The following is a 26842-nucleotide window of genomic DNA, read 5'->3' as shown; positions in this document are numbered from 1 at the left end:
ACGTTGACATATTGTCATTCAGTTTTCAATGTTCGTTTTAACAATTACATTTATTAATTGTATCAAATACTAATTATTTTTGTCAAGAACTTTTTTAATTTTTCTTTTCTTGAAGTTAATTAATATTTCAACAAATAATATCTTATAATAAATTGTTTTTATAATCAATAGTCAAAATTACACTTTCTTAACATTGTTTTAAACTAATTTACTTTGCGTTTTCAAACAATATCTTTTGTTTTTGACGACTTTTATATAATAGCAAGTTTATTATTGAACGTCAATGAATTTTATAATATAAAATTGTTTAATATTTCACACTAAATGTATTCATTATCTTTAATGAGTATTTTTTATACTAAAACTCTATGGTATTTTTTATTTAATATTTATCTTTTAAATTCTTTGATTACTTATAAACAAAAAAAGCAATGACATTAAAGTCATTGCCTAACTTTATTCTTTATTTTTACATTCTTCACACAATCCATAAATTTCCATTCGATGATGTGTTACGTCAAAGTTTGTAACGTGTTGAGCTAATTGTTCAATTTCATCCAATTGAGGATAGTGGAAATCTACTATTTTACCGCATCGTTCACAAATAACATGATAATGATTATGAGTATTAAAGTCGAACCTACTTGATGCATCTCCATAAGTCAATTCTTTTACAATACCTATCTTCTTAAATACTCTTAAATTGTTGTAAATTGTCGCAACACTTATATTAGGAAAATCAGGTGAAAGTGCTTGATAAATTTCATCCGCTGTAGGATGTGTATGTGAGCTAATTAAAAATCTAACAATAGCTTGTCTTTGAGGCGTGATACGAACGCCTGACTTTCTTAATGCTATTATAGCTTGTTCAAGCTCATGTTCAATTGATTCTATTTCTGCACTCATCATTTTCACCATCTTTCTACTTTATAATTATTATTATCTTATTAATAATATAACTACTTTCATACGGCATTGTCAATTATTCCATAAGTTTTATATTAATAGCCATCTTTTAAGTCTACTACGTTCTCACTTATTTCTTCTTTATTGAGAAAATGAGATAGATTTCTTTCAAATATTTTCGTTGCTTCCTTTTTATTTTCTTTATCATTACCAGTTATATGTGCAGTAATTGTCACGTTATCTAAATCATAAAGTGGATGTTCTGATTCTAGTGGTTCATTTTCGAATACATCCAAGTAAGCATGACGTATTACTTTTTCTTTAAGTATTTCAATTAAATCGTCTTCTTCTACTATAGTTCCTCTTCCTACATTAATAAATAAGGTATCTTCCTTCATTAATTGGAAGTGATGTTTGTTTAATAAATGATATGTTTCTTTGGTTTCTGGTAACGTATTAATTATTATATCCGCTTCTCCTAATAGTTCGTCTAATTCATTTATCTCATATGTTTGATTAAATCCTTCTTTTTGTTTTCCTGTTTTACTTACACCTATTATTTTCAATTCGAAAGGTGTCAATAACTTTACAGTATCTTGAGCAATAGCTCCAGTACCTAAAAATAAAATTGTTTCATCCTTTAAACGTTTACCTGTCAAAGTACTATCATAAATATGCTTTTGTTGATTAATAAATGATGTTTTCATTTTTTTATGATCATCTAATATAAAAGTTAGTATATATTCTGAAAGTTGCTTTGATTGTATTCCTCTAGTATTGGTTAAAATAATTCCTTTATTCTTAATATACTCTAATGGTAGATTGTTTACGCCTGTTGCATACCATGCAATCCACTTTAAATTCGGGCAAGACTTTATAAATCTTTCATTAATCTCCCCGTCATACCCTATCAATACCTCGAGTTCTTTTTTTTCATTATCTGGAATATTATCTGCTTTATCATAAAACAAAAATGAAATATCAGGATACTTTTCTATTAATTCATTTTCTATATTACCTAAACGTTTCAAGCTTACGATTTTCATTTATCTCACTCCAGCATTTGTTTTAATTCATCTATTTGTGTTTTAACTTTTACTTTTTCAATGATATTTGTAATATATCCCGCTTCATCTATTACAAACGTTGTTCTCACTATTCCCATATTTTCTTTTCCAAAACTTTTCTTCAAACGATATATTCCTACTGCCTTCGATAACTTAAATTCATCATCAACTAACAAATCAAAATTCAAATGATGCTTATTAATAAAGTTTTCGTGTTTTTTTCTAGAATCCCCGCTAATACCATAAACTTTAACTTTCATATCATTAAAGTATTGTATATTATCTCTAAAGTCACATGCTTCTGTTGTACACGTTGGTGTGTTATCTCGTGGGTAGAAATATAATATTGTTTTTTCTCCCATAATTTTTTCATTAGTAATTAATTCACCATTTTGATTCTCTAATTCAAATTTTGGAAAAAGATCTCCTATTTTTAACATCGTATCACTCATTTCTTCATATTATAATTATTATGTTACGATAGTAATGAATATTATTAAATAAGAAAGGTTGATACTCTATGAATTTCACTGAAAGTGAACGTCTTCAAAAGTTATCAAATGAATATATTTTAGGTGGAGTTAATTCTCCTTCACGCTCTTATAAAGCTGTTGGCGGAGGTGCTCCCGTAGTTATGCGTGAAGGTCATGGCGCTTATCTTTACGATGTCGATGGAAATAAGTACATTGATTATTTACAAGCATATGGTCCTATAATCACTGGTCATGCTCATCCTCATATTACTGAAGCTATCCAAGATCAAGCGGCTAAAGGTGTGTTATATGGTACACCGACTGAACTTGAAATTGATTTTAGTAAAAAATTACGAGCAGCTATTCCTTCATTAGAAAAAATTCGTTTTGTTAATTCTGGAACAGAAGCAGTAATGACTACAATTCGAGTTGCTAGAGCTTATACTAAAAGAAATAAGATTATTAAATTTGCGGGGTCTTATCATGGCCATTCTGATTTAGTATTAGTTGCTGCAGGGAGCGGACCTTCTCAATTAGGTTCTCCGGATTCAGCTGGTGTACCTGAAAGTGTCGCTAGAGAAGTCATTACTGTACCTTTCAATGACATTGAATCTTATAAAGAAGCCATGTCACATTGGGGAGATGAAGTAGCGGCTGTATTAGTAGAACCTATTGTAGGTAACTTTGGTATGGTAAAACCTCAACCAGGCTTTTTAGAAGAAGTTAACAACATCACTCATGAACATGGGGCTTTAGTGATTTACGATGAAGTCATCACTGCTTTCCGCTTCCATTATGGCGCTGCACAAGATTTATTAAATGTTTATCCAGATTTAACAGCATTTGGTAAAATTGTTGGTGGTGGATTACCAATCGGTGGCTACGGTGGCCGTCAAGATATCATGGAACATGTTGCTCCATTAGGCCCAGCATACCAAGCAGGAACAATGGCAGGTAACCCACTTTCAATGAGAGCAGGTATTGCATTACTTGAAGTTTTAGAGCAAGATGGTGTATATGAGAAATTAGATAATTTGGGTAAACGTTTAGAAGATGGTTTAAATAAACTTATCGAAAAACATCATATTACTGCAACAATTAATCGTATTTATGGATCGCTAACACTCTATTTTACAGATGAAAAAGTAACACACTACGAACAAGTAGAAAATTCTGATGGTGAGGCATTTGCAAAATTCTTTAAACTTATGCTTAACCAAGGTATTAATTTAGCACCTTCTAAATTTGAAGCATGGTTCTTAACTACTGAACACACTGAAGAAGATATTGATCGAACATTAGAAGCGGCTGACTATGCCTTCAGTCAAATGAAATAATATTTAAAATTTAACGGACCTAAGAATGTCATATCGTAAATATACATTCTTGGGTTTTTATATATGCGTATACTTGTATAGTTTTATTTGTTGAGTGTATACTAATTTAAAAATACATTAAACTATAAACTTGTTATTTAAAGGAGCGTTGTATTTGAAATTAGGCGCACGTATACTTAAAACTGGAATTGCTATCATTCTCGCCCTTTTTATCGCTTCTTTTTTACCTGATAATGTTGGTTTGAAATCTGTAGCAGGAATAAGTGCTATTTTTGCAATGCAACCTAATATATATCGTTCAATGAAAACGATATCTGAACAAGCTACAGGTAATTTAATCGGTGCTATATTAGCAGTGATTATGGTAACCATTTTTGGTAAAAACATTGTGATTATGGGTATCACAGTCATTCTATTAATCGCCATTTTATACAAATTAAACTTGGCGCATGTAGCAACATTAGCAGGTGTCACTGCGTTAATCATTATGGGGCAACATACAGGATCGTTTTATCTTGCAGCTACATTTAGATTTATTTTAGTAATGATTGGAGTTTTAAGTGCTTCACTTGTAAACCTAGTATTCTTACCTCCAAAATTCGAAACTAAAATTTATCATAATGCGGTTAATATTTCTTCCGACATATTTATATGGTTTAAACTTGTGATTAATGATACTTCTGAATATCATCAGATAAAAGAAGATGGTGAACAGTTAGAATCTCGCATCATAAAATTAGAACAAATCTATAACTATTATCACGAAGAACGTACGTTTACAAGAAAAGCTGCTTTCCAACAAAATCGTAAAAAGATATTATTTAAAGAGGTCGTTGGAACAACTCGACAAGCTTACGAAGTATTAAATCGTATGGCTAGATATCAAAATGATTTGCATAATACGAATCATAATTTATTATTTCAAATTAAATTAGAGTTAGATTCATTAACAGCCTATCATGAACAAATTTTAAAAAGTTTATCAAAAAAGGCGCGTTATAATGTAGATGATTTTGATAATCAAATTTTAAATCCTCAAAAGAAAAATCTTATGGATGCTTTTCAATATCAATTAATTCAAAATCCATATCAAGTAGAATATTCATATTCGAATATCATGCAAATTATCGCAGCTATTGAAGAATATCGATATTATTTAGAGCATTTAGATAGACTAAGATTAAGTTTCTTTACGTATCATCGTAATGACACAGATATTGAAATTCAAGATGAAGACTTTGATTTATAAAAATTAAATATCAATACTAAAAAAGACAAACTTAACTATCAAAGTTGAGTTTGTCTTTTTTAGTATTCATTATTTAGTTATAAATCTTGAATGCTATACAAATGTTCATATTCACCTTTTTTAGCAATCAGCTCTTTATGTGTACCCGTTTCAACGATTTGGCCATGCTGCATAACAATAATTTTATCTGCGTGTGTGATTGTTGATAATCTATGAGCTACAATAAGTGTAGTTCTATCTTTACTTAAAACATCTAATGCGTCTTGAATAATTGCTTCACTTTCTAAATCAAGTGCACTTGTCGCTTCATCTAAAATTAATATAGGTGGATTATTTAAGAAAATACGCGCAATAGATAAACGTTGCTTTTGGCCACCAGATAATTTTACGCCACGTTCTCCAACTTCAGTATCATAGCCATTCGGTAAATTCATAATAAAGTCGTGCGCATTTGCCATTTTAGCTGCTTCGATTATTTCTTCTTCAGTAGCATCAGGACGTCCTAATAAAATATTCTCTCTTACAGTATCAGAAAATAAAATATTGTCTTGTTGAACAAGTCCAATTTGATTTCTCAAGCTTCCTGTTAAATAATCTTTAATATTATGACTATCGATCAAAATTTCACCTTCACTTACATCATAAAAACGTGGAATAAGATTAATAAGCGTAGATTTACCTCCCCCGCTCATACCGACGAATGCTACTGTTTCACCTTTGTTTATATTTAAATTTATATTTTTTAAAACTAAAGATTCATCTTCATTATATTTAAAGCTTACATTTTTTAATTCAATATGTCCTTCTTTTATTTCAATAGGTTGTGCACCTTTTTTATTTTTAATGTCATAGTCTTCATCCATTAATTGAAAAATACGATCCATAGAGGCGAAACTTTGCGTTAAAGTTGTGAATGAAGAAACTAAACGTCTTAATGGTCCGAATAATTGTTCTAAATATCCTACAAAAGCTGCTAAGGTACCTACTGTAATTGAACCAGTGATTGCTAAATATGACCCTACTCCAATAACAATGATAGGACCTAAATCTGTGACTGTATTAATAGCTGCAAATGAATAGGCATTCCATGAAGTATGTTGAAACGCTCTACTTAAAAAGTTTTTATTTTTTTATCAAAGTTTTTCGCTTCATTATCTTCAATTGCAAAGCTTTTTATTACAGACATACCTTGAACACGTTCATGTAAAAATCCTTGTACTTCCGCTAATGCTTGTGAACGTTTACGTGTTAATTTTCTTAAACGTCCAAAGAAAAAATATACTGTAAAGATATAAAAAGGAAAAATAATAATTGCTGCAAGTGTTAATTTAATATCTAAGAAGAACATAATAGAAAGCGCAATAATAATCGTTACACAGTCTAACCAAATATTCATTAACCCAGTTAAAATAAAGTCTTTCGTTTGTTCTACGTCATTAATTACTCTCGATATAACTTGTCCCACTTGATTATTTGCATAAAATCGAGCACTTAAAGCTTGTAAATGGTCATACAATTGCTTACGAATATCATATAAAATTTTATTACTCGTCCATTGTGCTAAATATTGTCGAAGGTATTCAATTGGCGGGCGCACAATTAAAAATATAAATAGAGTAATACCTATCGCTATAGCAAGATGATGGAATTTTTCATTGGTAGTTAATGTACCATTATTAATGACACCATCAATCGCATATTTAATTAATAATGGAATTAACATTGGAATACCAAATTTTATAATTCCAATAATAATCGTTGCGAAAATACGATATTTATATGGTTTGACAAATTCTAAATATCGTCGAATCACACTGACTCCTCCTTAATTTTATTATCAAAAAATGAATAGAGGTTGAACCCTCTATTCATAAACTCATTTATTTAAGAATAGGCAAGTAGTTTCAACCTCTTATTTATTACTCAAGTACTATAAACTAATTAATTACTATTTGCCTCAATTATGCTTAGTAATTACGAATTTTTTTATATCTTTGTTTCCAAACTTTTATAAAGTCAGGAGCAAAAGGACCTTTTTTCTGTTCTATCCATTGTTGTAAAATGTCTACATTTCTTCTTAGTATTACGTCTATTTCATGAGGATAATTCATTTGTTTCATATGTTGTTCATATTCATCCTCATCTAATAAATGATATTTACCATTTGGATAAACTTTAATATCTAAATCATAATCAATATATTTTAAAGCTTCTTCATCACATACAAAAGGCGAAGATAAATTACAGTAATAGTAAATACCATCTTCTCTAAACATGCAAATTACATTAAACCAATACTCAGAATGAAAGTACACGATTGCAGGCTCTCTAGTAATCCATGTACGTCCATCACTTTCAGTTACTAAGGTATGATCATTCCCACCAATGATGACGTGATCTGTTCCTTTTAAAATCGTTGTTTCAGACCATACTCTATGAATATTTCCATCATGTTTATAGCTTTGGATTTTTATATTTTCGCCTTCTTTAGGTATGGATTCTTTAACCATACTCCACACCACCTTTTAAAGTTTTTACAATTCGAATTATACCATATTTTTTTAAACTTCTTTAAAGAGATATAGAGAGATAATATGTTTTTCTATTTACCAACAATAAACTCATATATTTTACTCATTGATACTGGAAAAGAATAATCGTCTCGATTTTCTAAATCAAACCATTCCATAAAGTCTGGTAATTGTGCTGATTCAATATTTATATCTTCAATCACACTATAAACATTTAAATTCCAAGTTTTATGTGTAAATTGATGCTTTAATTGAAATATTGCGTTCTCAGCTAAAGTTAATGACTGGTTTAACTTATATTCTAGTTTTTGAATCCCATTAGGACTTTCAAACATCGGAAATTGCCACATACCATTAAGTAGCTTTTCTTGACGTTTTTCAATCAGATATTGACCTTTCTGATTTCTGACTAAAAAAACCTCCTGATTAATTATTTTCTTAGCTTGCTTTTTAGTCTTGATAGGTAACTCTAACGTAGTTCCTTTTCGAAATGCTTCACAATTTTCCTGCACTGGACAAAATAGGCATAACGGATTCTTAGGTGTACATATTGTTGCACCTAATTCCATCATTGATTGATTAAACGTACCCGCTTCTTCTTGTACAAAAGGTTGAAGCTCTTTTTCAAATGATTTTCTAGTAGATTGTAATTTGATATCACGATAGTCATTATTAAGTCGAGTCCATACTCTAAACACATTTCCATCTACAGTAGCTAAAGGGCGATTAAAAGCAATACTCATTACAGCTGCTTGAGTATATGGACCTACTCCCTTTAATTCACCAAAAACTTTAGGGGATGATGGCACTTCACCATTATAATTATGATGTACTTCTTTAATTGCTGTATGAAAATTGCGGGCACGGCTATAATATCCAAGACCTTCCCAATACTTTAATACTTCATCTTCTTCTGCTTCACTTAACGCTTTAACTGTAGGAAATCGATGAATAAATTTATTGTAATAATCAATGACCGTTTTAACTTGTGTTTGTTGAAGCATAACTTCACTTAGCCATATATAATATGGATTAGTTGTTTCTCTCCAAGGCATTTCTCGTTGATTTTTCTCAAACCATGTCACAATATTATTTTTAAATGTCGTTTCATTTAACATTAAATTATCCTTTCTCTTACATAAAAAAATTTATAAGTTATAATACTTTCTAATATTTGATAAGTATCTTAATTTTGTTATTCTAATTTTTAGATTATAATATATATTAAATCAAGATGAAAAGAGTGAACTTTTATGGATACAGCCACTCATATTGCTATCGGCATTGGACTAACTGCTTTAGCTACACAAGACCCAGCAATGTCACATTCTATGACAGCTACTGCAACAACTTTAATTGCGGGTTCTTTAATACCTGATGGCGATACGGTTTTAAAATTAAAAAATAATGCAACTTATATTTCACATCATCGTGGTATTACACATTCCATACCCTTTACGATTTTATGGCCAATATTACTTGCTTTTATAATATACGTTATCTTTCCACATGTAGATGTGACTCATATATGGATGTGGGCTCAGTTAGCGGTCTTTTTACATGTTTTTGTAGATATCTTTAATTCATATGGTACACAAGCACTTAGACCTATATCAAATAAGTGGATACAACTCGGTGTAATCAATACATTCGATCCAATTATTTTTTTAATATTATGTATTGGAATCACGCTATGGTTATTAGGCATTCATCCATATCTAGTGTTCTTTCCAATTATTGGCGTTTTAATTATTTATTATATCGTTAGATTTAAAATGCAATCAATAATCAAATCTCAAGCGTTGATACTCATTCATGATGAACATCATCCTGTGAAAATTTTTGTTGCACCTACTATGAAATTTATGGAATGGCGTGTAGCTATTCAAACTGAAAGCTATGATTATGTAGGTAGAGCTTATGGTCGTAATATAACGTTTAGTGATAAAGTAAAACGTCAACAATTCTCATCTGATACACTTTTATGGCAAATAAAAAGTAATCCTGAAATAAGAACGTTTTTAAAATTCTCTTCTATCTATCGTTGGCAAATACGTAAACTTGATGATCAAACAACTGAGATAAGATTGATAGATTTACGTTATCTAAATAAAGGACATTATTCTTTTGCAGCAATTGCACATCTTACTCAAGATCAAAAAATTGACCATTCCTATATTGGATGGGTATTTACAGAAGAAAAACTTCAAAAAAAATTGTACTCTCATTAATCTATTAACTTTAACTATAATTTAAACAACCCCTAGATGACTTATTGACAGTCATTTAGGGGTTATTATTATAAAATTATAAAAAATATATGTTATTTATAACGATTCACTCATATATTAAATATATTCATATTTCTTATGGGCAACAAGTCGAGTTAAAATAAAATTGATAACTCCAATTAATACTAAAAAAGCAATAAAATAAATATGATACACAATATTGTACATATTTACAGCTCCAAAAACAATTGAAGATGATAATCCGTCAATCAAATAATATAATGGATTAATTTTTAATATTTGATCAATCATATTTGCCTTATTGTTAGGTATAAAAATGATAGGTACTAAAAAGAATAACACCATTGTTGCTACCACATAAAATTTAAATACTTTTTTACTTATTAAAGTCAATAAACCTAATGTTATTGAAATAAAAACAATAAATATAATCGACATTAGTATAAAATAAACAAAAGATATCACCGATGTTTCAAGGTTTACTGGCTTAAAGATTGATGTAATCAATGATAAAACACAGATGATGATAGCCCCTATCAGTGCATTAAGGATGGGCGTAATAATAGGTGTGAGTTGAAATGATTTAGCAATAAGATAATCATACTTATATAATTTGAATGATTTATATATAATATAAGCAATGGTTACAAAAGTATAGAACGCAATCATTCGATATATCCATTGGGCCTTTTCAATTTCTTCTGTATTAAATAAATACATCACTCCAATTATGATACTAATGATAATTAATTGTATTAAAAATAAAATCACATCATATTTCCAAGTCTCTTTTACTTTTGCTTTAGCCAAATGTAAAAGAGATGGAAAATGTTTAAAATATAATATTAACTTATCTATCATGTTTACACCTACAATTCGATATAAATCCATTTACTATTTTTCATATCTGCAATTAAATATCCATTATTTAATTTTGAAATCCATACATTACTTTTAATATTAAATTTACGCTCTAATTTTGATTTATCTACTATAGGAAATACAAAACCAGTTAACTTATCCTCATCATTAAATAACATTTTAATAGGTTGTTGTGTAATAGGCACCACAAATCGTTGATCTTTTTCAGGAACAAGCGTCTTTTTCACTTGCTTATGTGGTTTATGTAATTGAGTATTAAAATAATCAACATACTTACTGTAGTTTGACTTCATATAAGGCGCTAAAGTACTAAATTTATGCGTTTCATATAATGCAGCAGGATTAAAATAATAAATTTTGTTCTTACCTACTTCATATGTATCATCATCGACAATTAAGCGGTATTTTGAAGCACTTTCTCCAGTAATCGTCACAAAAGAATATTTTGGCATTTCAATATCTTGATGATTTGATAATGTCACTTCATCATGTAGAACAATTCCATAAGACAATTTATTTTCAAAAGAATCCGTGTCTTGATTTTGAACTTTCTTCTGAGATTCGTTGATAGGAATTTCAATTTTCCCTATATTATTCACTACCAGTGCGCCAAGTAACACTAAGACGATTAACGTTGAAACTAAAAGCGTCCAAAATTTAACTATAAAATCCGGAACTTTAACATGTTTGTATCGTTCGACTCTTTTAAAGTTATAACTCATTTCCGGCAATCTACTTCTACTTTTCTTCCAATCCAAATCAAAATTCTTAAGTGTTTCTTCATCTTCGATACTTAATCTATCTCTTTCATGATCATTAAATACTGGTAAAACGTCATTTAAAGACCCTTCCATACGCACTTGTCCGTGAGAAATCCATGTAACATAGTTACTTACTTGAGATATTTTAGAAATATCATCGTCTACAAATATAATTGATAAGTCATTAGACACATAGTCTTTTGAAAGTTGTTTCGCCTTATTTAAAAAAGCTTCATCAAGATATTCGAGAATATGACTTAAAATAATAATTTCTGTTTTACAAACTCTTGCAACACTTAAAATCAATTGCGCATACTCAGAGTGACTAAGTTTATTCACTTGAATCGAAGAATTATCATCTAAATGCGCATATTTAATAATTTGATCGACAATATGTGAAGACGTCTCGTAATTAAATAAGCATTGTGTTTCTTCAATATAACTTTTAACAGACATATTTAATAAATGTTTGTTTTTTATATCTCCATAATAAATACTTGCTGATTGTACAACTTTCCCTCTATCAGGTGCAATATCTTGTGCCATAATTCTTCCAATCAATGTTTTGGATGAACCAGGTTCTCCTATGAGTGCAAGAGCTTCTCCTTGATAAATGTGTAAAGTTATTTTATTTAATTCTATGTCTTCCGCGCCATATCCAAACGGCAAATACCACTTTCTATTCTTTTGGTTTCTATAGTATTGTGTAACATTTAATAATTTTAAAACGATTGAACTTCCCATTTGTGTTACATCCTTCTAAATTTTTAATAATGCAATGGGTAAACCCTCTTCAGGATTCGTACTATTTATTCTATAACCCCAAGCAAAAACCCCTTTTAAACGTTCAACTTTAAAGTATTGTTCACTACCATCATTTAATTTATACATTCTGCCTATATTAATTTTAGAACGATCGACTAAATAACTCTCAGCTACAATGACTTTACTTTCATAAACATCATATTCATTCATTATGCCATTCATTTCAGCTTTACGCATTTTTTCTTTACATAATTGTATTTCATGTCTCAATTCCTGTTCAGACATTTCACTTAATCTTTTGTCACTCATCTAAAATACCACTTTCTGCTAATTTAATTTTTATTTTATCATAATTATATCCTTTTCTCATAAGTGCTTCTATTGTTTTCATTTTTAATGTATTACCATCATATTTACGACGTTGTTTATTATAAACTTTTTCTAAATCCTTTTGTAATAAGTCATCTAGCACTTCTTCGTCTTGAGCAAAGTCTAACTCATTAAGTACATATTGTGCAGTTTCTATTGTATATCCTTTTTGGATTAAGCTATGCATTACTTTTTGCTTTACTTTAACAACAGGACCTTTTTTAGTTTTCATTATTTTTTTAGCAACATGAATGATAGATTCTATAGGTTGCTCTTCTTCATATCGTTTAACATATCTATCTATAATATTAGGTTCTACTCCAACTTGGTATAGTTTTTGTTTAAATACTTTAGGTCCTTTATCTGTTGTGTTGATCATTGTATTTTTTAAACTTTCAGCATAATCTTCATGATTAATATATTGCTCTTTATAACAATATTCAATCACTTTTTGTACTGCCATTTCATTAATATCATTCTTTTTCAAATAATCACTAACTTCTTTTTCAGTTCGTTTTTTATATGATAAATATTGTATTGCCATATTAACTCCTAGACGATAGTGTTCGTATTTTTGAATTTTTTCCATTTCTGCAGCATCTATCATTTGATTCTTTTTCAAATTGAATTTAACGAGTGTATCTATATCAATTCCCATTTCAAATGCTTCGTCAAGAAAGAGATTAAATCGTTCTTTATTATTTTTTTGAACTTCTATTTTAGTAATTTTCGGCATCATTATTCTCCTCATACTAATTAAAAATTGTATTTTAATAATATATTTATTTTATAACAGAAAATCTAACACATATAGTATTTGATATTAAAAAAGAGCGAAATGGAAGTTTATTTATTCTCATTCTCACTCTTAGTTTATATTTAATTAAATTGTTATATTACTATATTAATAATTATTAAGTTGCGATAAGGCTTCTTGATATTGACTGTCAGAAATATAATTCTGTTGTCTCATTTTTTCTAAATTCACTTTAATTCGATTCTTGAAATTATTTGATACGTTATTAATATCATATACACTTGGGGCATTAACTTTACTTGCTAGCATTGCACTTTGTAATACAGTAATAATCGGATAACTACTATTATTTTGATTTGTAGTTGCACCAAAATAGTAATTTGCTGCACTTTCAATATCATATTGATTATTACCATAGTAAATATTATTCAAATAAAAACTTAATATCTGATTTTTACTGTATTGCTGTTCAACTTTATGCGCGACAAATAATTCTTTTAGTTTACGTGTAAATGAACGTTCATTATTGTAATAATAATTTTTTACAGTTTGTTGAGTAATGGTGCTCCCGCCTTGTACCTCACGTTCACCAATCGTTGAAAATAATGCACGTGTTGTCCCTTTGATATCGAATCCATGATGTTTAGAAAAACGTTCATCTTCCATAGATATAAATGCGCCCTTAACATAATTCGGCATATTGTCTGATGATACAAAATTACTCTTATTTTCAATCGTTTGTAAATCATCGACATTCGCTCTAGATGATAAAAAATACATTAATCCAGTAAACAAAGCAAATATAATCAGAAATATAATAAACATTCTTAGAAAGAGCCGTTTACTTTTCTTCTTTTTCGGTGGTGAACCCACAGGTTGATAATAGGTATTATAATAAGGCTCATTTTGATAATAAGTTGTTTTCTCTTTTGGATAGTTATCTCTTTGTCTTCTTTTCATGGGATTGCTCCTTTACTTAAAGGTCACTCTATAATTGAGAGTTTAACAGTAAGTATTATTTTTATCTATATAAACAATCAAAAATCAGTCTCAAGGTGTATCATTGGTTTTTATATCGCTCAAATTTTCAAGTTACTTTGAAGAAGATAGAGAAGGATTTTTTAAAGATGGATAAGCGGATTTAAAAAACGATATTAAGTTCATAAATATATGAATTTTTAAAAGTAACATTTAAAACGTATTTTCTCCATTTCTAGAAAACAAGGAAAACAAATCAATCAGACGCTTATGAATTGACACGACTTGTAATGATACATTCTCAGTTTCATTGGAGCCTATCCAGAATACAGTTACATTGTAATTCAATCATCGACTATCAACACATTAAAAATGCCTGAGACAATTACACATGTCTCAGGCTCAAATATAACTTTCAAAAAGTTATTTTAAATTAATCATTTAATTTTTTAACGATTTCTCTATTGAAATCATCTAAATCATCAGGTACACGACTTGTTACAATATTATTATCAACTACTACTGATTCATCAACAACATTGGCACCTGCATTTGATAAATCTTTACGAACATTTAATACTGCAGTTAAAGTGCGACCATTTAAATCATCAGTATCAATTAAAACTTGAGGTCCGTGACAAATAGCAAATGTTGGAACATCATTTTTAGTAAAGTATTTTGCAAATGTTCCATAACGTCCTTCTGCATCTCCACGTAAATTATCTGGAGAGAAACCACCAGGAATTAATATTGCATCATAATTTTCTGGTTTAGCATCAGCAATACTTACATTTACTGTAACTTTTTCGCCATGTTTCCCAACAACTTCAGCGTTCGCAGTATCTCCAATAACTTCAGTTTCAAATCCTGCTTCTTCTAATGCTTCTTTAGGACTTGTTAATTCTATATCTTCAAATTCATCAGCTAAAATAATTGCTACTTTTTTAGTCATAACCAAAATCACCTTTTCTTTCGTTTTATTATATTTAATTATAGACAAATTTAAGATGGTTTAAACATAAATATTAAATTTAGTTAAAAACTTTTTCATACTCCACAATTACTTAGAAACTAACTTAACTTTTTCTTCTAATTGATCTAATAATCCAATCCATTCATCAATATCTTTTACACTTACTTCATCAGGATTAACGTGGTCAATATCTTCTAAAAATTTAGACAATCTTGTTTTAATTTGTTCAATAGTTTGTTTTTCATCCATCGGAATTTAACTCCTTATATATAATATTTTTAGCTTTTATTCATAACTATCCTAACAAAATTTGACAAAAAGAGATATAATTCTAATAATATTTATTGTAATTTTATAAAGAAGAATGTTTTAAAAGTTTAGGAGTTTTTATAATGACAACATCAAAAATTAAACAAGCAATCTCAATTTATAATGATCCGTGGGAAGCTTATAATGATATTAAACAATTCGATCAACTCACTTTGAGTAATGTAGAATTTACCACAACAAATTTATGTAATATGAGATGTAGTCACTGTGCAGTTGGTTATACATTACAAACAAAAGATCCTGATCCATTACCTATGAATCTTATTTATCAACGTTTAGATGAAATTCCCAATTTACGTACTATGTCGATTACAGGTGGAGAACCTATGTTTTCAAAGAAATCTATAAATAATGTTGTTAAACCATTATTAAAATATGCGCATCAAAGAGGCATATATGTGCAAATGAATTCTAATTTAACGTTACCTCAAGATCGATATCTAGAAATTGCTGAGTATATTGATGTCATGCACATTTCTCATAATTGGGGTACCATCCAAGAATTTGCAGAGGTGGGCTTTGGCGCAATGAAAAAACAACCTCCTTTAAAAGCAAAGTTAAAATTATATGAACAAATGCTAGATAATGCTAGTACATTATCTGACCAAGGGATGTTTGTTTCAGCAGAAACAATGTTAAATCAAAATACCCTACCACATTTAGAAAACATACATAAAGAAATTGTTAATGATATGAAGTGTAGTCGTCATGAAGTTCATCCTATGTATCCAGCAGATTTTGCAAGTCAACTCAATGTATTATCATTAAAAGACATGAAGCAAGCTATTCATCATTTATTAGACATTCGTGATAAAAATACTTGGATGTTATTTGGTACTCTCCCAATCTACCCTTGCATAAACGATGAAAATGACCAACTTTTACTTGAACGATTAAGAAATGAAAAAAATGTTACTGTTCGAAATGACCCAGATGGTCGTAGTCGCTTAAATGTAAATGTATTTAGTGGAGACGTTATTGTAACAGATTTTGGTGATGAAAACGGAACAATTTCTAATATTAAACATGATAAGCTCACAGATGTATTTAATGCCTGGTTATCAACAGATTTAGCAAAATCTCTAAATTGTCATTGTGAAGCTTTCCAATGCTTAGGACCAAATGTATTAGTTAAAAATATGTATTATCCAAATACAAACTTTAGAGAAAATGAAATCACAATGCACACTGAACATAGTTTTCAATAAAATTAAAAGAAACTAAGACATAATTCCAAGCAAAATAGCCAGTAAATGAGTTTATTGTAAACTCATTTACTGGCTATTTTATTTACAATACTGCGTATTGTTGACTCGCTTTCTTAGGGCACAGCTTCAGCCTGTAGTCTTTAACTTATCCTATTGCCTCAAGAGTCTCACCAAAATACTTTGTATTTATATGTAATTTTACATTGAAATATTTTTAAAAAACAAGGCCCTAAAACCCTTTCGTATAATTTAAAGTCAATACATATAATTTATATCATATGTATTGACTTTTATTATAAATCTTAAATATCTTCTATGTGCTGTGCTTCAGATAAAAATTCAATGGTTTTTTTACTTTCTTCACGTCGTTCTTTTCTTCGTTGAACACGTTTTGGTGCTCCTTCATAGAACCACTTTTCTATTTTAGTTTCAGGGTACACTTTAGGAATACGTGTTGGTTTTCCATTTTCATCTAGGGCAACAAATGTTAAAAAGCTCAATGCTGCTAAATGTCTTTCCTTATTTAGCACATCTTCAATAATAATTTGCACACAAATTTCCATTGAACTTGCCCCTGCGTAACTTACCATTGCTTCATAAGACGTAATATCCCCTGTTTTTATAGGTCTTAAAAAATCCACCGAGTCAGTAGAAGCAGTAACCACTTGTGCATTCGCATGTTTCATAGCTGTAATTGCAGCTATTTCATCAATATTAGCCATCAATGATCCACCAAACATTGTATGGTGATGATTGGTATCTTGAGGAAATACTTGTCGTGTTTTAATACTTTTTGATTCAGACATAGATTTTTTATTAACTTGAGAATTTGACATACTTTATTTCTCCTATTCCTAATTTAAATGAGTTATTGTGCCCAATTCCCATTTTCGAAAACTAATTCTTTAGAGCCGTCTTCTAAAATACCATAAATCGTTAGATCTGAACTTCCAATCATAAAGTCCACATGAACATTAGAATCATTTAATCCACTTGCTATTTTTTCTTCAGTAGACATTTCTGTACCGCCTTTAATATTAAACCCGTAGGCTGAACCAATAGCAAGATGACAAGATGCATTTTCATCAAATAAAGTATTATAAAAAATGGTATTACGATTTGAAATTGGCGAATCATCTGGAACTAGAGCAACTTCTCCTAATCGCTTAGAACCTTCATCTGTGCTAATTAAATCTTTTAAAACTTCTTCACCTTTTTCTGCTTTAACATCGATAATTTCACCATTTTTAAATGTTAAAGTGAATCCATCAATAATATTACCATTATAACTTAATGGTAATTTATTAGTTACATAGCCATCTACATGATTTCTATCTGGTGCAGTAAATACTTCTTCCGTTGGGATGTTTGCAATAAATGGTTGTTGATTTCCATTTACATAGCTCGTTGCATCTTCCCAAATATGTCCTTTTGGTAGCCCTACTGTTAAATCAGTGCCTTCAGACATATAATGTAATGCTTTATAATTTTTTTCTTGAAGTTTATTTGCATGTACACTTAGAGATTTCACATGTTGCTCCCAATTTGTGATTGGGTCATTTCCATCCACACGTACAATTTCAAATACTTCATCGATAAATTGGCTGTATGCTTCTTCTTCAGGCAAATTAGGATATACACGTTTTGCCCATGCTTTAGATGGAAATGCAGCTACTACCCATGGAAATGCATTCTTTTGGCTACCTTCCATATACCCTTTGAATGCTTGTCCATAATTAAACTGAGATGCTTTTAATTTTTCTGAATCAATGCCATTTAATAAGTCTGGATCACCGGAAATAAGCGCTAAATTCGCTGCTCCTCTATGAGCATAATCCATACGCTCTTCAACATCATAAGCTTTAACAGCATGGTTTTCAAAATAATCAACAGATTCATTTTCATATTTTAAACGTTCTAAAATAGGATCTGAATATACCACTCTTACATCTGAAGCGCCTTCTTGATAGGCTACTTCGACAATTAAGCGCGTTAATTCTATAGTTTCTACAGAAGTTCTTATAAATACAGGTTGATTTTGTTGAACGTTCATACCTACTTTTACTAATAATTCTGCATATTGTTTTAATTTGTCTTGATAATCTTGATTGACCATTTAAATTCTCCTTACTCGTGACGTAAATTACCTAATTCATCAGCAATTGCTGTAATTTCACTTGGTGAAAATGAATCTTTAGACATAACAAAATCATGAATGTCTTTAATATCCTTTGTATCTGTATCTTTAAATTTTTCTGGATTAATTAAAGATTGATTTACAATATTTAATTTTTTTCGAATATTTTTAATCATTTGTTCATTATTCTGTGCCATTTGTTTCACCTCTTTATTATCATATTTTATCAAAGTATAAAAATTTATTAAACTTTTATAGAAATTAGTAAAATTATGGCTTTATAAATGTTAAAAATAACTATAAAATAGTTTATATATTAAAGTTTGGAGGAGTACAAGATGGTAGATGTAGCTTTTGTATGTCTTGGAAATATTTGCCGTTCTACAATGGCTGAAGCAATCATGCGTCAACGATTAAAAGAACGCGGTATTTCTGATGTTATTGTACATTCTAGGGGTACTGGACGTTGGAATTTAGGTGAACCTCCTCATCAAGGTACTCAAAAAATTCTGAAACAACACCATATACCTTTTGATGGTATTGTTAGTGAATTATTTGAACCTGATGATGATTTTGATTATATTATCGCTATGGACCAAAGTAATGTGGATAATATTAAATCAATCAATCCAAATCTTAAAGGTCAATTGTTCAAATTGCTAGAATTTAGTAACATGGAAGAGACTGATGTGCCTGATCCTTATTACACAAATAATTTTGATGGTGTATATGACATGGTACAATCATCTTGTGACAATTTAATAGATTTCATCGTAAAAGATGCTAATTTGAAAGAGGGGTAACTAAAATGGAAAACAAATTTGTTCCAGGTATTATTATTGGTGCTATCGTTGGTGGAGCTGCTACTTTAGCAGATAAATCAACACGTAATGCATTAGTACAATCATTTAAAGACATTAAAGAAGGTAATCGTTCTCGTAAACCTTCTAAAATTACTTCAATTAAAAATGAAGTATTGTATTGGAAAGATACAATCGAAGAAATTCGTCGTAATAATCCAGAATTAGAAAAATCAATTAAAGATGCTAAAGATACATTTGTAAATCGTAAAAACAATCGTCTTAGCTAATCAAATATAATTGACAGAAAATAAAGGCAAAATTCCTTTTTACTTAGGTAGTTTTGCCTTTATTTTAGAATTAATTTTTAAGGAGACGCCTATGTCAAAAAAAAATCAATCAAACTCTAAGTACCTTAACTCTATTAAGGAAAAAGAGACAGAAAATAAAGAGAAAATAAAGGTTGATCGTACATACGTAGAACCTCAGGAATTTCAATCAAAAAAGCCTAAAAAAGATAAACAAGTTTTTTTCGTTTCTAGATTAAATAAACCTGCAAAATATACTAAAAATTCTAATTTTTTATCTTATCTTGTTTATCGTATTGGTAAAGATGATGCTTCAGGTTTAGCGGCTCAAATGACGTATCACTTTGTATTAGCTTTATTCCCAATGTTAATCTTTTTATTAACTTTATTACCATTATTCCAAATTGATCCTCAGCAAATTAAAGACTTAGTTAGTCAAAATGCTCCTGCTGAGACTGCTGATGTTGTTACTAAAATTTTTAAAGATATTACAAGTAACTCTAGTGGTAGTTTATTATCAGTCGGTTTGATTTTAGCTATTTGGTCAGCATCAAATGGTATGACAGCAATTATGAATTCATTTAATGTTGCTTATGATGTTGAAGATGCTCGTAATCCTATTGTTCTTAAATTATTAAGTATTTTGTTTACAATTGTTATGGCTATTGTATTAGCTATCGCTCTAACGTTACCTACATTTGGTAATTTTATTAAAGATCATCTATTTGGTCCGTTAGGTTTAGATCAACAAGTCGCTTGGATATTTGATTTAGTGCGTATATTGTTACCACTTATCGTTATTATTATTTTATTCTTAACATTATATTCAGTAGCACCTAACGTTAAAACTAAGTTTAAATCTGTTTATCCTGGTGCAATCTTTACTTCTATTGTATGGTTATTAGGATCATTTGCATTTGGTTGGTATTTATCTAACTTTGGCAACTATTCTAAAACATATGGTAGTCTTGCTGGAATCATCATTTTATTACTATGGATTTACATTACATGTTTCATTATCATTATTGGTGCTGAAATTAATGCAATTATTCATCAAAGACATGTCATTAAAGGTTCTACACCTGAAGAAGCTGCCTTAAAACATGATGATAATAATGAAAATCATTACAATGAGAATACAAAATATGAATACGATTCTACAGCATCATCCAAATATGAAAAAAATTATGATGTAGATCCTACACCCAATGATAAACATAGTGAACAAGACTCTTTTGTTGATAAAATTAAAGATAAATTTGATAAAGATAAATAGCTATAGAAAAGAAAACTTTTAACGAAAAACCTCCTTATGAGATAGTCATTTTTTGACTTCTTTATAAGGAGCTTTTTATTATTGAATTAAATTATGTTGGAATGCATAAATAACCGCTTGTGTTCTATCTTGTACCTCTAGTTTACTTAAAATATTACTCACATGTGTTTTTACTGTTTTAATTGTAATATGTGAAGCACTGGCAATTTCTTGATTAGAATAGCCTTTAGCAATTAATAACAATATTTCCATTTCACGTTCAGTGAGCATTTCATATAATTCTGCTTTCTTCTTCATTCTATTTCTCATTTTTACTAAAACTTCTGGCTCGAATACAGATTCTCCACGATATGTTTTTCTAACTGCTTCTGCAATATCACTGGCACTTGTCGTTTTTAATATATAACTATCAACCCCTGCATCAAGTGCTCTATATACTTCTTTATCTTCTATAAAACTTGTTAACATGACTACTTTGATATGAGGCAAATCTTTTTTTATTTGTGTCGTCGCTTCTACACCGTCCATATCATTCATTAACAAATCCATTAAAATTAAATCAGGATTTAACGTATGTGCTTTTTCAATTGCCTCTTTTCCTGATGATCCTTCTCCTACTACTTCAATATCAGATTGAGTAGATAAATAACTTGAAATACCAATTCTAACCATTTCATGATCGTCTACAAATAATACTTTAATCGTCATATTAACCCTCCTCTTTCGTTAAAGGTGCTTTTACCTCTATTCTAGTTCCTGAATCTGGTAGAGATACGATATGAAACGTTGCACCTATTTCTAATGCACGTTCTCTCATATTTTTCAATCCATAACTTTGTTCTACTTTTTCATCTACGTTAAAGCCTTTACCATTATCTTGAATTCTTAATAATAAATAATCTTGATGATTAAATAATTCGACTGTCACTTTAGTTCCATCAGAATGTCTTAATGTATTTGAAATTGCCTCTTGTGTAATGCGAAATAGATGATCTTCAATTCCTTTAGGCACTTTAAAATCTTGTATATCATAAATGACTTTCATAGGTACTTTCTTTTGTAAATCAATGACTAAATCTTTAATACCTTCCCCTAATGATTTATCCTTGAGTCCTAAAGGTCGCAAATGTAGTAACAGCGCTCGCATCTCTAATTGAGATTCTTGTATCATTTTCTCAAGTACTGGAATTTGTTGGTTAAGGGGTGGTTCTAGTTCTGTTTCTTTTATCGCTGATAACATCATACTTGCTGCGAAAAGTTGTTGACTTACTGAATCGTGTAATTCCCTTGCTAAACGCTGACGCTCATCTTCTATAATTTTTTTTACTTTAATGTCATTCATATTGTAGTTTTCATTTGTTAAATTTTGAGTTTTGATTCTTAATCGCTGTAATTCTTGATTTAAAGGCACTAACATTTGATAAATATCAATTGTTTCATTATATAGTTCTATGTTTTTATCATTAATCCCTACCGTTTCACCTTCAATGGCGTGTTCAATTTGATTCTTTATCCAATCATTTTGCTGATTTATTTTATAAGCTAATACAGAGCCAACGATAATACAAAGTAAAATAATCACTAAATTAAGAAATAGAAACACAGGTATACCAAATATTTGAGTATAGAACATTCCTTGAAAATATATAATATTTACAAAAACTTTATCTATAAATAAAAACGCAGTTAGCATGCTATACACTAAAATAAGCATGGATCCTATTGCTCTTAAATAGTGATTCATCGATAAATCACCTCAACATCACCAATAAATGTTGATACATATATATTTACACTATAATTTTCTTCTTTCGGTTTTTCTTCTACTTGGACATGATTATTTTCTACTTTATATGCTTCTCCATTTATATAAGCGGTACCATAAAATGATGCCATGTGAAGATTAATATTATAATTAACTGGAACAATCAGTTGTACTTTACCTAAAATATGTCTAACTACAATTGTATTATTTTCTTTGATGTTTGCTGCTTTTGTCATATCAATATGAATATCTCCAACCCCATGTTGAATTTGCACATCTTCCCATTTATATACATATACTGGAGTACGTTGTTCACCTAGCCAACGTTGTTTAATAAATTGAGGAGAGGTCACTTCTTCTTCCGAGGCCACAATCTTCAAAGGTTTAAATTTAAAAACTAAGTATCTAATAATGATTATTACTAAAAATATAAATAAAATAATAATCGTATATTTGTTGGATAACAAGGTAAACGCTATGAGTAGTGCTCCTATCCAAAACGCCAATAACCCTCTTACTTTATGAAAGTAAAGGTACCCTACATAAATTAATATACATCCTAATAATAAAATAAATAAATATCCAATTTTTTCAAAAAAGATGTAATAAAAGTTAGCGATAATCATTAGCGCTGTAAAAATAATTAATAATTCAGTAGATATATATTTACGTGTCAATGTGTCGCCTCCTGATTTTAATTAAGCTACATAACTCATTTGTTCAATTATTGAATATTGTTCTTCTGCAGCAATACATTCTTTCGTACAACGATGAATATTAGCTTCAATTTTGGCATAATATGCTTCAAATTTATCTAATCGTTGTTTTAATAAATCTATTTCATTATTATGAACTTCCTGAGCATTCTTTATATTGTACATATTTATCATATCAATATACTTATTCTCTAGTGTAGCAGATAAACTGTCAATTAAAGTATTGATTTTTTCTTTTTTATTTTTTAAATATTTTATATATCGTTCCATACTCTGAAGCTTATCATCTAATAATGAACGATAATCATTAATATTATTTTTTATAATTATTTTTAAAAAGTGTTGTAAATATAAATCTAAATAATTCATAGAACCACCTCGTTGTTTACTAAACTTTATTATAAATGAGTGAAATCTTACTTAATATAGTCCTAGGAACCATTTTCTTCTCATACTTAAGTACGATTAATTTTAATTTAAAAATAAGGATATGAGTTGAATACCATTAAGAAGAGTGATTTAAGATGGTGTCCATATATTTTAAACATTATTTTACTTCACATGTTCGAATTTAGTTTTTCATTTATCGCTGATACTAACTATTTATTATTTGGTGTTGTGTTTTTAAAGTCTGTTCTTTTAGGTGTTTCAGTAAAATGAGTATTTTGTAATATTGTTCAGTCGATTCACTTTGACTAATTAAGCTATATTTTGGTAGCTTTATTTTTGATTACATGTTTTATGTCCACTCTTATTTGGAAATTTGGCAAAGTAGAACAACGTTGGTCATAAAAAAGCCTAAGACATCATTGTTGTCTTAGGCATAGAAATTGTCTTTTTTCACTTATCCAGAAACTTTATGTTCCGGACTCTTTTTAATATACTAACAATTCTTGAAAATACATTTTATCACAAGTTTTTTCAACATCATCAGAGACGCTGAATCCCAACATAGAGACGTTCTTTATGGAACATCTCTATGTTGGGGAATCATTATCAGTATGGGACGACGACATCAAAATGACTTCTTTTCAACTTCATTTTTCTTAATCAATTTTTGTTGTTAACATCGGACCATCTTTCGTAACAATGACAGTATGCTCAATTTGGGCCACAAAGCTTTTATCTTTAGTTTCAAATGCCCAGTCATTTTTGCCTTCAGTAACAAATGTTGCTTTAGATGAAATAAAAGGTTCTACTGCAATGACTACGCCTTCTTTTAAAAGCGTCTTATCTTTAGGATCATAATAATTCATAACATGACTTGGCGCTTCATGTAAAGATTGTCCTACACCATGACCTGTTAAATTTTTAATAACAGTTAAATCATTTTTACGTGCTGTAGCATGTACCGCTTTACCAATATTACTTAGTTTTGTACCTGGTTTTACTTTAGCCATTGCTGCATCAAATGCTTCAAGTGCTACATCACATACTTTTTGTTTTAAAGGGTTATCCGCTTCTCCTACTACAAAAGAAATGCCAGTATCTGCATAATATCCATTTTTTAATGCTGAAACATCTATATTAACTAAGTCCCCTTCACGAATAATACGTTTACCAGGTATTCCATGAGCGACTTCTTCATTAACACTAATACAAGTTTGACCTGGGAATTTTTCATCATGAATAGGTGCTGAGATTGCACCATGTTCTTCAAATAATTCTTTAGCGATATTGTCTAATTCTTTTGTAGTAATCCCAGGTTTAGTTGCTTCTTGCATTGTATCTCGCACTTTTGCACATATATATCCTATTTCTTTTAACGCTTGTAATTCTTCATCTGTTTTTACAATCATATTATCCCGTTCCTTTTTAAAAAATATTCCACCTTATTATACCAAAAATTTTTTGATATACTAAATAAGAAATGTAATATCTACTGACTTGATGTCTCACTACATCAAACTTGATATTAAACTTATTCTAACATTATAATCATCACGTTCGTTCTTTGAGAGGATTTAACAATATGAATCAATGGTATAAACATATTATAGGCGCTAGAACAATAAAAACGGGGCTAGCTACTTTTCTAACAACTTTATTTTGTTTACTATTAAACTTAACTCCTATATTTGCAATTTTAACAGCAATTGTTTCGATTGAACCAACTGCTAAAGCTTCTTTACGAAAAGGTTATCGTCGACTTCCTGCTACCGTCATAGGTGCATTGTTTGCAGTTATTTTTACTTATATCTTCGGCGATCAATCTCCATTTACTTACACCTTTAGTGCTATTTTTACTATTTTAGCGTGTACAAAATTAAATCTCCAAGTTGGTACAACTGTTGCAGTATTAACTTCAGTTGCTATGATACCTGGTATTCATGAAGCCTATCTTTTTAATTTTTTCTCAAGACTCTTAACAGCTTTAATTGGTCTAGTAACTGCTGGATTAGTAAATTTTTTCGTATTACCGCCTAAATATTATCATCAAATCGAAGAGAACTTAATTCATTCAGAAAATAATTTGTATGAACTATTCGCTTCTAGATGTCATGAATTATTATTAGGAAAATTTGATTCAGATAATAGTAATACATCATTAGCAACCTTATCTAATATGAATAAAAAAACAGATACTTTAATGAATTATCAACGAGATGAATTACGCTATCATAAAAATAACGAAGATAAATGGAAACAATTAAAAGATATGTCAAATAGAGCATATATTGATAGACTTCTTGCTACACATTTATCAAATATTATTTATTTACCAAAAAACGTAAATATTTGTTTTACTACTGAGGAAAAAATGGCAATTATAAAAATTAGTAATAGTATCAACAATATCCCTTTAGATGGAGTTTTTAAAAGAGAATCTAAATCTATATCTACTTTAAAATCTTCAGTCAAAATACTAGAAGAATTCGATAAGAATCAAATTAAGAGTCACGTTATTTATGAAATTTTACTTATCTACAATTTACTAGATAATCGATTTGTTAAAGCATAAAAAAACGTTGGATGAATTGAAATAATTCAAGTCATCCAAC

General features: G+C 29.3%; 28 protein-coding genes and 2 pseudogenes. 9 read left to right on the top strand and 21 right to left on the bottom strand.

All coding sequences use genetic code 11. The annotated features are described in order from the left end of the window. Window positions 1-456 precede the first annotated feature (456 nt). From perR to HMPREF2629_RS06620, 3 genes are all read right to left on the bottom strand, one after another. A complete protein-coding gene (gene perR / locus HMPREF2629_RS06630) occupies window positions 457-906 on the bottom strand; it encodes a peroxide-responsive transcriptional repressor PerR (protein WP_017175209.1) in 450 nt (149 codons plus the stop codon). A 95-nt stretch (window positions 907-1001) separates the two neighbouring features. Continuing rightward, a complete protein-coding gene (locus HMPREF2629_RS06625) occupies window positions 1002-1952 on the bottom strand; it encodes a phosphoglycerate dehydrogenase (RefSeq protein WP_070813226.1) in 951 nt (316 codons plus the stop codon). Between the two features lie 5 nt (window positions 1953-1957). After that, window positions 1958-2413, bottom strand: coding sequence for a peroxiredoxin (locus HMPREF2629_RS06620; RefSeq protein ID WP_017175211.1), 456 nt, complete (start codon window positions 2411-2413; stop codon window positions 1958-1960). Window positions 2414-2493: 80 nt separating this feature from the next. Between HMPREF2629_RS06620 and HMPREF2629_RS06615 the strand changes: the two genes are divergently transcribed. Next, window positions 2494-3783, top strand: coding sequence for a glutamate-1-semialdehyde 2,1-aminomutase (locus tag HMPREF2629_RS06615; protein ID WP_017175212.1), 1290 nt, complete (start codon window positions 2494-2496; stop codon window positions 3781-3783). A gap of 154 nt (window positions 3784-3937) precedes the next feature. Further along, complete coding sequence (locus tag HMPREF2629_RS06610; RefSeq protein ID WP_017175213.1) at window positions 3938-5032, top strand: FUSC family protein; 1095 nt, start codon at window positions 3938-3940, stop codon at window positions 5030-5032. 77 nt (window positions 5033-5109) lie between these two features. Here HMPREF2629_RS06610 and HMPREF2629_RS06605 read toward each other — a convergent pair. The 3 genes and pseudogenes from HMPREF2629_RS06605 to mutY form a co-directional block, all read right to left on the bottom strand. After that, window positions 5110-6845: pseudogene (locus tag HMPREF2629_RS06605) on the bottom strand (ABC transporter ATP-binding protein). A gap of 154 nt (window positions 6846-6999) precedes the next feature. Continuing rightward, window positions 7000-7542 (bottom strand): nucleoside tri-diphosphate phosphatase, encoded by a 543-nt coding sequence (locus HMPREF2629_RS06600; protein ID WP_017175215.1) that lies wholly within the window; start codon window positions 7540-7542, stop codon window positions 7000-7002. A gap of 92 nt (window positions 7543-7634) precedes the next feature. Further along, the gene (gene mutY / locus HMPREF2629_RS06595) at window positions 7635-8681 is read right to left on the bottom strand and encodes an A/G-specific adenine glycosylase (protein WP_048761628.1); all 1047 of its coding nucleotides are present in this window, start codon (window positions 8679-8681) and stop codon (window positions 7635-7637) included. 135 nt (window positions 8682-8816) lie between these two features. Between mutY and HMPREF2629_RS06590 the strand changes: the two genes are divergently transcribed. Continuing rightward, a complete protein-coding gene (locus HMPREF2629_RS06590) occupies window positions 8817-9794 on the top strand; it encodes a metal-dependent hydrolase (protein ID WP_070813225.1) in 978 nt (325 codons plus the stop codon). A 117-nt stretch (window positions 9795-9911) separates the two neighbouring features. Here HMPREF2629_RS06590 and HMPREF2629_RS06585 read toward each other — a convergent pair whose 3' ends face one another. From HMPREF2629_RS06585 to HMPREF2629_RS11035, 7 genes are all read right to left on the bottom strand, one after another. Then, window positions 9912-10676, bottom strand: a complete 765-nt coding sequence (locus HMPREF2629_RS06585; protein WP_070813229.1) for a teichoic acid transporter — start codon at window positions 10674-10676, stop codon at window positions 9912-9914. A gap of 8 nt (window positions 10677-10684) precedes the next feature. Then, entirely contained in the window at window positions 10685-12202 is a 1518-nt protein-coding gene (locus tag HMPREF2629_RS06580; RefSeq protein WP_070813224.1) for an ATP-binding cassette domain-containing protein, read from the bottom strand. 15 nt (window positions 12203-12217) lie between these two features. Continuing rightward, the gene (locus tag HMPREF2629_RS06575) at window positions 12218-12532 is read right to left on the bottom strand and encodes a YfhH family protein (protein ID WP_002455132.1); all 315 of its coding nucleotides are present in this window, start codon (window positions 12530-12532) and stop codon (window positions 12218-12220) included. Beyond that, on the bottom strand, window positions 12525-13328 hold the full coding sequence (gene recX / locus HMPREF2629_RS06570) for a recombination regulator RecX (RefSeq protein ID WP_070813223.1): 804 nt from the start codon (window positions 13326-13328) through the stop codon (window positions 12525-12527). The genes HMPREF2629_RS06575 and recX overlap by 8 nt, the downstream gene beginning before the upstream one ends. Before the next feature lie 168 nt (window positions 13329-13496). Further along, window positions 13497-14309, bottom strand: coding sequence for a monofunctional peptidoglycan glycosyltransferase SgtB (gene sgtB, locus HMPREF2629_RS06565; protein ID WP_017175221.1), 813 nt, complete (start codon window positions 14307-14309; stop codon window positions 13497-13499). 451 nt (window positions 14310-14760) lie between these two features. Beyond that, a complete protein-coding gene (locus HMPREF2629_RS06560; RefSeq protein WP_017175222.1) occupies window positions 14761-15279 on the bottom strand; it encodes a type 1 glutamine amidotransferase domain-containing protein in 519 nt (172 codons plus the stop codon). A gap of 108 nt (window positions 15280-15387) precedes the next feature. After that, a complete protein-coding gene (locus tag HMPREF2629_RS11035) occupies window positions 15388-15549 on the bottom strand; it encodes an SE1561 family protein (protein WP_002450046.1) in 162 nt (53 codons plus the stop codon). A 143-nt stretch (window positions 15550-15692) separates the two neighbouring features. On the opposite strand from HMPREF2629_RS11035, the gene yfkAB reads away from it, so the two are divergent. After that, window positions 15693-16838: a radical SAM/CxCxxxxC motif protein YfkAB gene (gene yfkAB, locus HMPREF2629_RS06555; protein ID WP_070813222.1), complete on the top strand. Its 1146-nt coding sequence runs from the start codon at window positions 15693-15695 to the stop codon at window positions 16836-16838. Window positions 16839-17140: 302 nt separating this feature from the next. Here the strand turns inward: yfkAB and HMPREF2629_RS06550 are convergent, their stop codons facing one another. From HMPREF2629_RS06550 to HMPREF2629_RS06540, 3 genes are read right to left on the bottom strand one after another with little or no spacing between them, the layout of a single operon-like run. After that, the gene (locus HMPREF2629_RS06550; RefSeq protein WP_070813221.1) at window positions 17141-17674 is read right to left on the bottom strand and encodes an acyl-CoA thioesterase; all 534 of its coding nucleotides are present in this window, start codon (window positions 17672-17674) and stop codon (window positions 17141-17143) included. A 32-nt stretch (window positions 17675-17706) separates the two neighbouring features. Further along, the gene (locus HMPREF2629_RS06545; protein ID WP_070813220.1) at window positions 17707-18954 is read right to left on the bottom strand and encodes an aminopeptidase; all 1248 of its coding nucleotides are present in this window, start codon (window positions 18952-18954) and stop codon (window positions 17707-17709) included. Window positions 18955-18965: 11 nt separating this feature from the next. Then, window positions 18966-19172, bottom strand: coding sequence for a DUF1128 domain-containing protein (locus HMPREF2629_RS06540; protein WP_002450082.1), 207 nt, complete (start codon window positions 19170-19172; stop codon window positions 18966-18968). Window positions 19173-19313: 141 nt separating this feature from the next. Here HMPREF2629_RS06540 and HMPREF2629_RS06535 point away from each other — a divergent pair, with 141 nt between their 5' ends. The 3 genes from HMPREF2629_RS06535 to HMPREF2629_RS06525 all read left to right on the top strand — a co-directional run bounded on the left by HMPREF2629_RS06535 (window position 19314) and on the right by HMPREF2629_RS06525 (window position 21359). Beyond that, a complete protein-coding gene (locus HMPREF2629_RS06535; protein ID WP_070813219.1) occupies window positions 19314-19778 on the top strand; it encodes a low molecular weight protein-tyrosine-phosphatase in 465 nt (154 codons plus the stop codon). A gap of 5 nt (window positions 19779-19783) precedes the next feature. Beyond that, window positions 19784-20065, top strand: a complete 282-nt coding sequence (locus HMPREF2629_RS06530) for a hypothetical protein (protein WP_002450075.1) — start codon at window positions 19784-19786, stop codon at window positions 20063-20065. A 91-nt stretch (window positions 20066-20156) separates the two neighbouring features. Continuing rightward, complete coding sequence (locus HMPREF2629_RS06525) at window positions 20157-21359, top strand: YihY/virulence factor BrkB family protein (RefSeq protein WP_061815718.1); 1203 nt, start codon at window positions 20157-20159, stop codon at window positions 21357-21359. Window positions 21360-21437: 78 nt separating this feature from the next. Here the strand turns inward: HMPREF2629_RS06525 and vraR are convergent, their stop codons facing one another. The 4 genes from vraR to HMPREF2629_RS06505 are packed head-to-tail and all read right to left on the bottom strand — an operon-like array spanning window position 21438 to window position 24209. Next, complete coding sequence (gene vraR, locus HMPREF2629_RS06520; RefSeq protein ID WP_002450048.1) at window positions 21438-22067, bottom strand: response regulator transcription factor VraR; 630 nt, start codon at window positions 22065-22067, stop codon at window positions 21438-21440. A 1-nt stretch (window position 22068) separates the two neighbouring features. Then, a complete protein-coding gene (locus tag HMPREF2629_RS06515) occupies window positions 22069-23103 on the bottom strand; it encodes a sensor histidine kinase VraS (protein ID WP_017175228.1) in 1035 nt (344 codons plus the stop codon). Further along, window positions 23100-23801: a cell wall-active antibiotics response protein VraT gene (liaF, locus tag HMPREF2629_RS06510; protein WP_017175229.1), complete on the bottom strand. Its 702-nt coding sequence runs from the start codon at window positions 23799-23801 to the stop codon at window positions 23100-23102. The genes HMPREF2629_RS06515 and liaF overlap by 4 nt, the downstream gene beginning before the upstream one ends. A gap of 21 nt (window positions 23802-23822) precedes the next feature. Further along, window positions 23823-24209, bottom strand: coding sequence for a hypothetical protein (locus tag HMPREF2629_RS06505; RefSeq protein ID WP_070813218.1), 387 nt, complete (start codon window positions 24207-24209; stop codon window positions 23823-23825). A gap of 330 nt (window positions 24210-24539) precedes the next feature. Between HMPREF2629_RS06505 and HMPREF2629_RS11295 the strand changes: the two are divergent. Next, a pseudogene (locus HMPREF2629_RS11295) lies at window positions 24540-24632 on the top strand (hypothetical protein); the annotation flags it as partial. Between the two features lie 254 nt (window positions 24633-24886). Here the strand turns inward: HMPREF2629_RS11295 and map are convergent. Next, window positions 24887-25639 carry a type I methionyl aminopeptidase gene (gene map, locus HMPREF2629_RS06500; RefSeq protein ID WP_049382583.1) on the bottom strand — a complete coding sequence of 251 codons (753 nt, stop codon included), beginning with the start codon at window positions 25637-25639 and terminating at the stop codon, window positions 24887-24889. A 173-nt stretch (window positions 25640-25812) separates the two neighbouring features. Between map and HMPREF2629_RS06495 the strand changes: the two genes are divergently transcribed. Further along, window positions 25813-26802 (top strand): FUSC family protein, encoded by a 990-nt coding sequence (locus HMPREF2629_RS06495; RefSeq protein WP_070813217.1) that lies wholly within the window; start codon window positions 25813-25815, stop codon window positions 26800-26802. Window positions 26803-26842 lie beyond the last annotated feature (40 nt).

It is taken from the genome of Staphylococcus sp. HMSC034C12 (assembly GCF_001835895.1).
GTDB lineage: Bacteria > Bacillota > Bacilli > Staphylococcales > Staphylococcaceae > Staphylococcus > Staphylococcus hominis.
Note: the sequence above shows the minus strand (reverse complement) of the source record. Positions and strands in the feature narration are given on the sequence as shown.

Coding starts and splice junctions, on each gene's coding strand:
- perR (WP_017175209.1), bottom strand. CDS start 906: ATGAGTGCAGAAATAGAATCAATTGAACATGAGCTTGAACAAGCTATA.
- HMPREF2629_RS06625 (WP_070813226.1), bottom strand. CDS start 1,952: ATGAAAATCGTAAGCTTGAAACGTTTAGGTAATATAGAAAATGAATTA.
- HMPREF2629_RS06620 (WP_017175211.1), bottom strand. CDS start 2,413: ATGTTAAAAATAGGAGATCTTTTTCCAAAATTTGAATTAGAGAATCAA.
- HMPREF2629_RS06615 (WP_017175212.1), top strand. CDS start 2,494: ATGAATTTCACTGAAAGTGAACGTCTTCAAAAGTTATCAAATGAATAT.
- HMPREF2629_RS06600 (WP_017175215.1), bottom strand. CDS start 7,542: ATGGTTAAAGAATCCATACCTAAAGAAGGCGAAAATATAAAAATCCAA.
- mutY (WP_048761628.1), bottom strand. CDS start 8,681: ATGTTAAATGAAACGACATTTAAAAATAATATTGTGACATGGTTTGAG.
- HMPREF2629_RS06590 (WP_070813225.1), top strand. CDS start 8,817: ATGGATACAGCCACTCATATTGCTATCGGCATTGGACTAACTGCTTTA.
- HMPREF2629_RS06585 (WP_070813229.1), bottom strand. CDS start 10,676: ATGATAGATAAGTTAATATTATATTTTAAACATTTTCCATCTCTTTTA.
- HMPREF2629_RS06580 (WP_070813224.1), bottom strand. CDS start 12,202: ATGGGAAGTTCAATCGTTTTAAAATTATTAAATGTTACACAATACTAT.
- HMPREF2629_RS06575 (WP_002455132.1), bottom strand. CDS start 12,532: ATGAGTGACAAAAGATTAAGTGAAATGTCTGAACAGGAATTGAGACAT.
- recX (WP_070813223.1), bottom strand. CDS start 13,328: ATGCCGAAAATTACTAAAATAGAAGTTCAAAAAAATAATAAAGAACGA.
- sgtB (WP_017175221.1), bottom strand. CDS start 14,309: ATGAAAAGAAGACAAAGAGATAACTATCCAAAAGAGAAAACAACTTAT.
- HMPREF2629_RS06560 (WP_017175222.1), bottom strand. CDS start 15,279: ATGACTAAAAAAGTAGCAATTATTTTAGCTGATGAATTTGAAGATATA.
- HMPREF2629_RS11035 (WP_002450046.1), bottom strand. CDS start 15,549: ATGGATGAAAAACAAACTATTGAACAAATTAAAACAAGATTGTCTAAA.
- yfkAB (WP_070813222.1), top strand. CDS start 15,693: ATGACAACATCAAAAATTAAACAAGCAATCTCAATTTATAATGATCCG.
- HMPREF2629_RS06550 (WP_070813221.1), bottom strand. CDS start 17,674: ATGTCAAATTCTCAAGTTAATAAAAAATCTATGTCTGAATCAAAAAGT.
- HMPREF2629_RS06545 (WP_070813220.1), bottom strand. CDS start 18,954: ATGGTCAATCAAGATTATCAAGACAAATTAAAACAATATGCAGAATTA.
- HMPREF2629_RS06540 (WP_002450082.1), bottom strand. CDS start 19,172: ATGGCACAGAATAATGAACAAATGATTAAAAATATTCGAAAAAAATTA.
- HMPREF2629_RS06535 (WP_070813219.1), top strand. CDS start 19,314: ATGGTAGATGTAGCTTTTGTATGTCTTGGAAATATTTGCCGTTCTACA.
- HMPREF2629_RS06530 (WP_002450075.1), top strand. CDS start 19,784: ATGGAAAACAAATTTGTTCCAGGTATTATTATTGGTGCTATCGTTGGT.
- HMPREF2629_RS06525 (WP_061815718.1), top strand. CDS start 20,157: ATGTCAAAAAAAAATCAATCAAACTCTAAGTACCTTAACTCTATTAAG.
- vraR (WP_002450048.1), bottom strand. CDS start 22,067: ATGACGATTAAAGTATTATTTGTAGACGATCATGAAATGGTTAGAATT.
- HMPREF2629_RS06515 (WP_017175228.1), bottom strand. CDS start 23,103: ATGAATCACTATTTAAGAGCAATAGGATCCATGCTTATTTTAGTGTAT.
- HMPREF2629_RS06505 (WP_070813218.1), bottom strand. CDS start 24,209: ATGAATTATTTAGATTTATATTTACAACACTTTTTAAAAATAATTATA.
- map (WP_049382583.1), bottom strand. CDS start 25,639: ATGATTGTAAAAACAGATGAAGAATTACAAGCGTTAAAAGAAATAGGA.
- HMPREF2629_RS06495 (WP_070813217.1), top strand. CDS start 25,813: ATGAATCAATGGTATAAACATATTATAGGCGCTAGAACAATAAAAACG.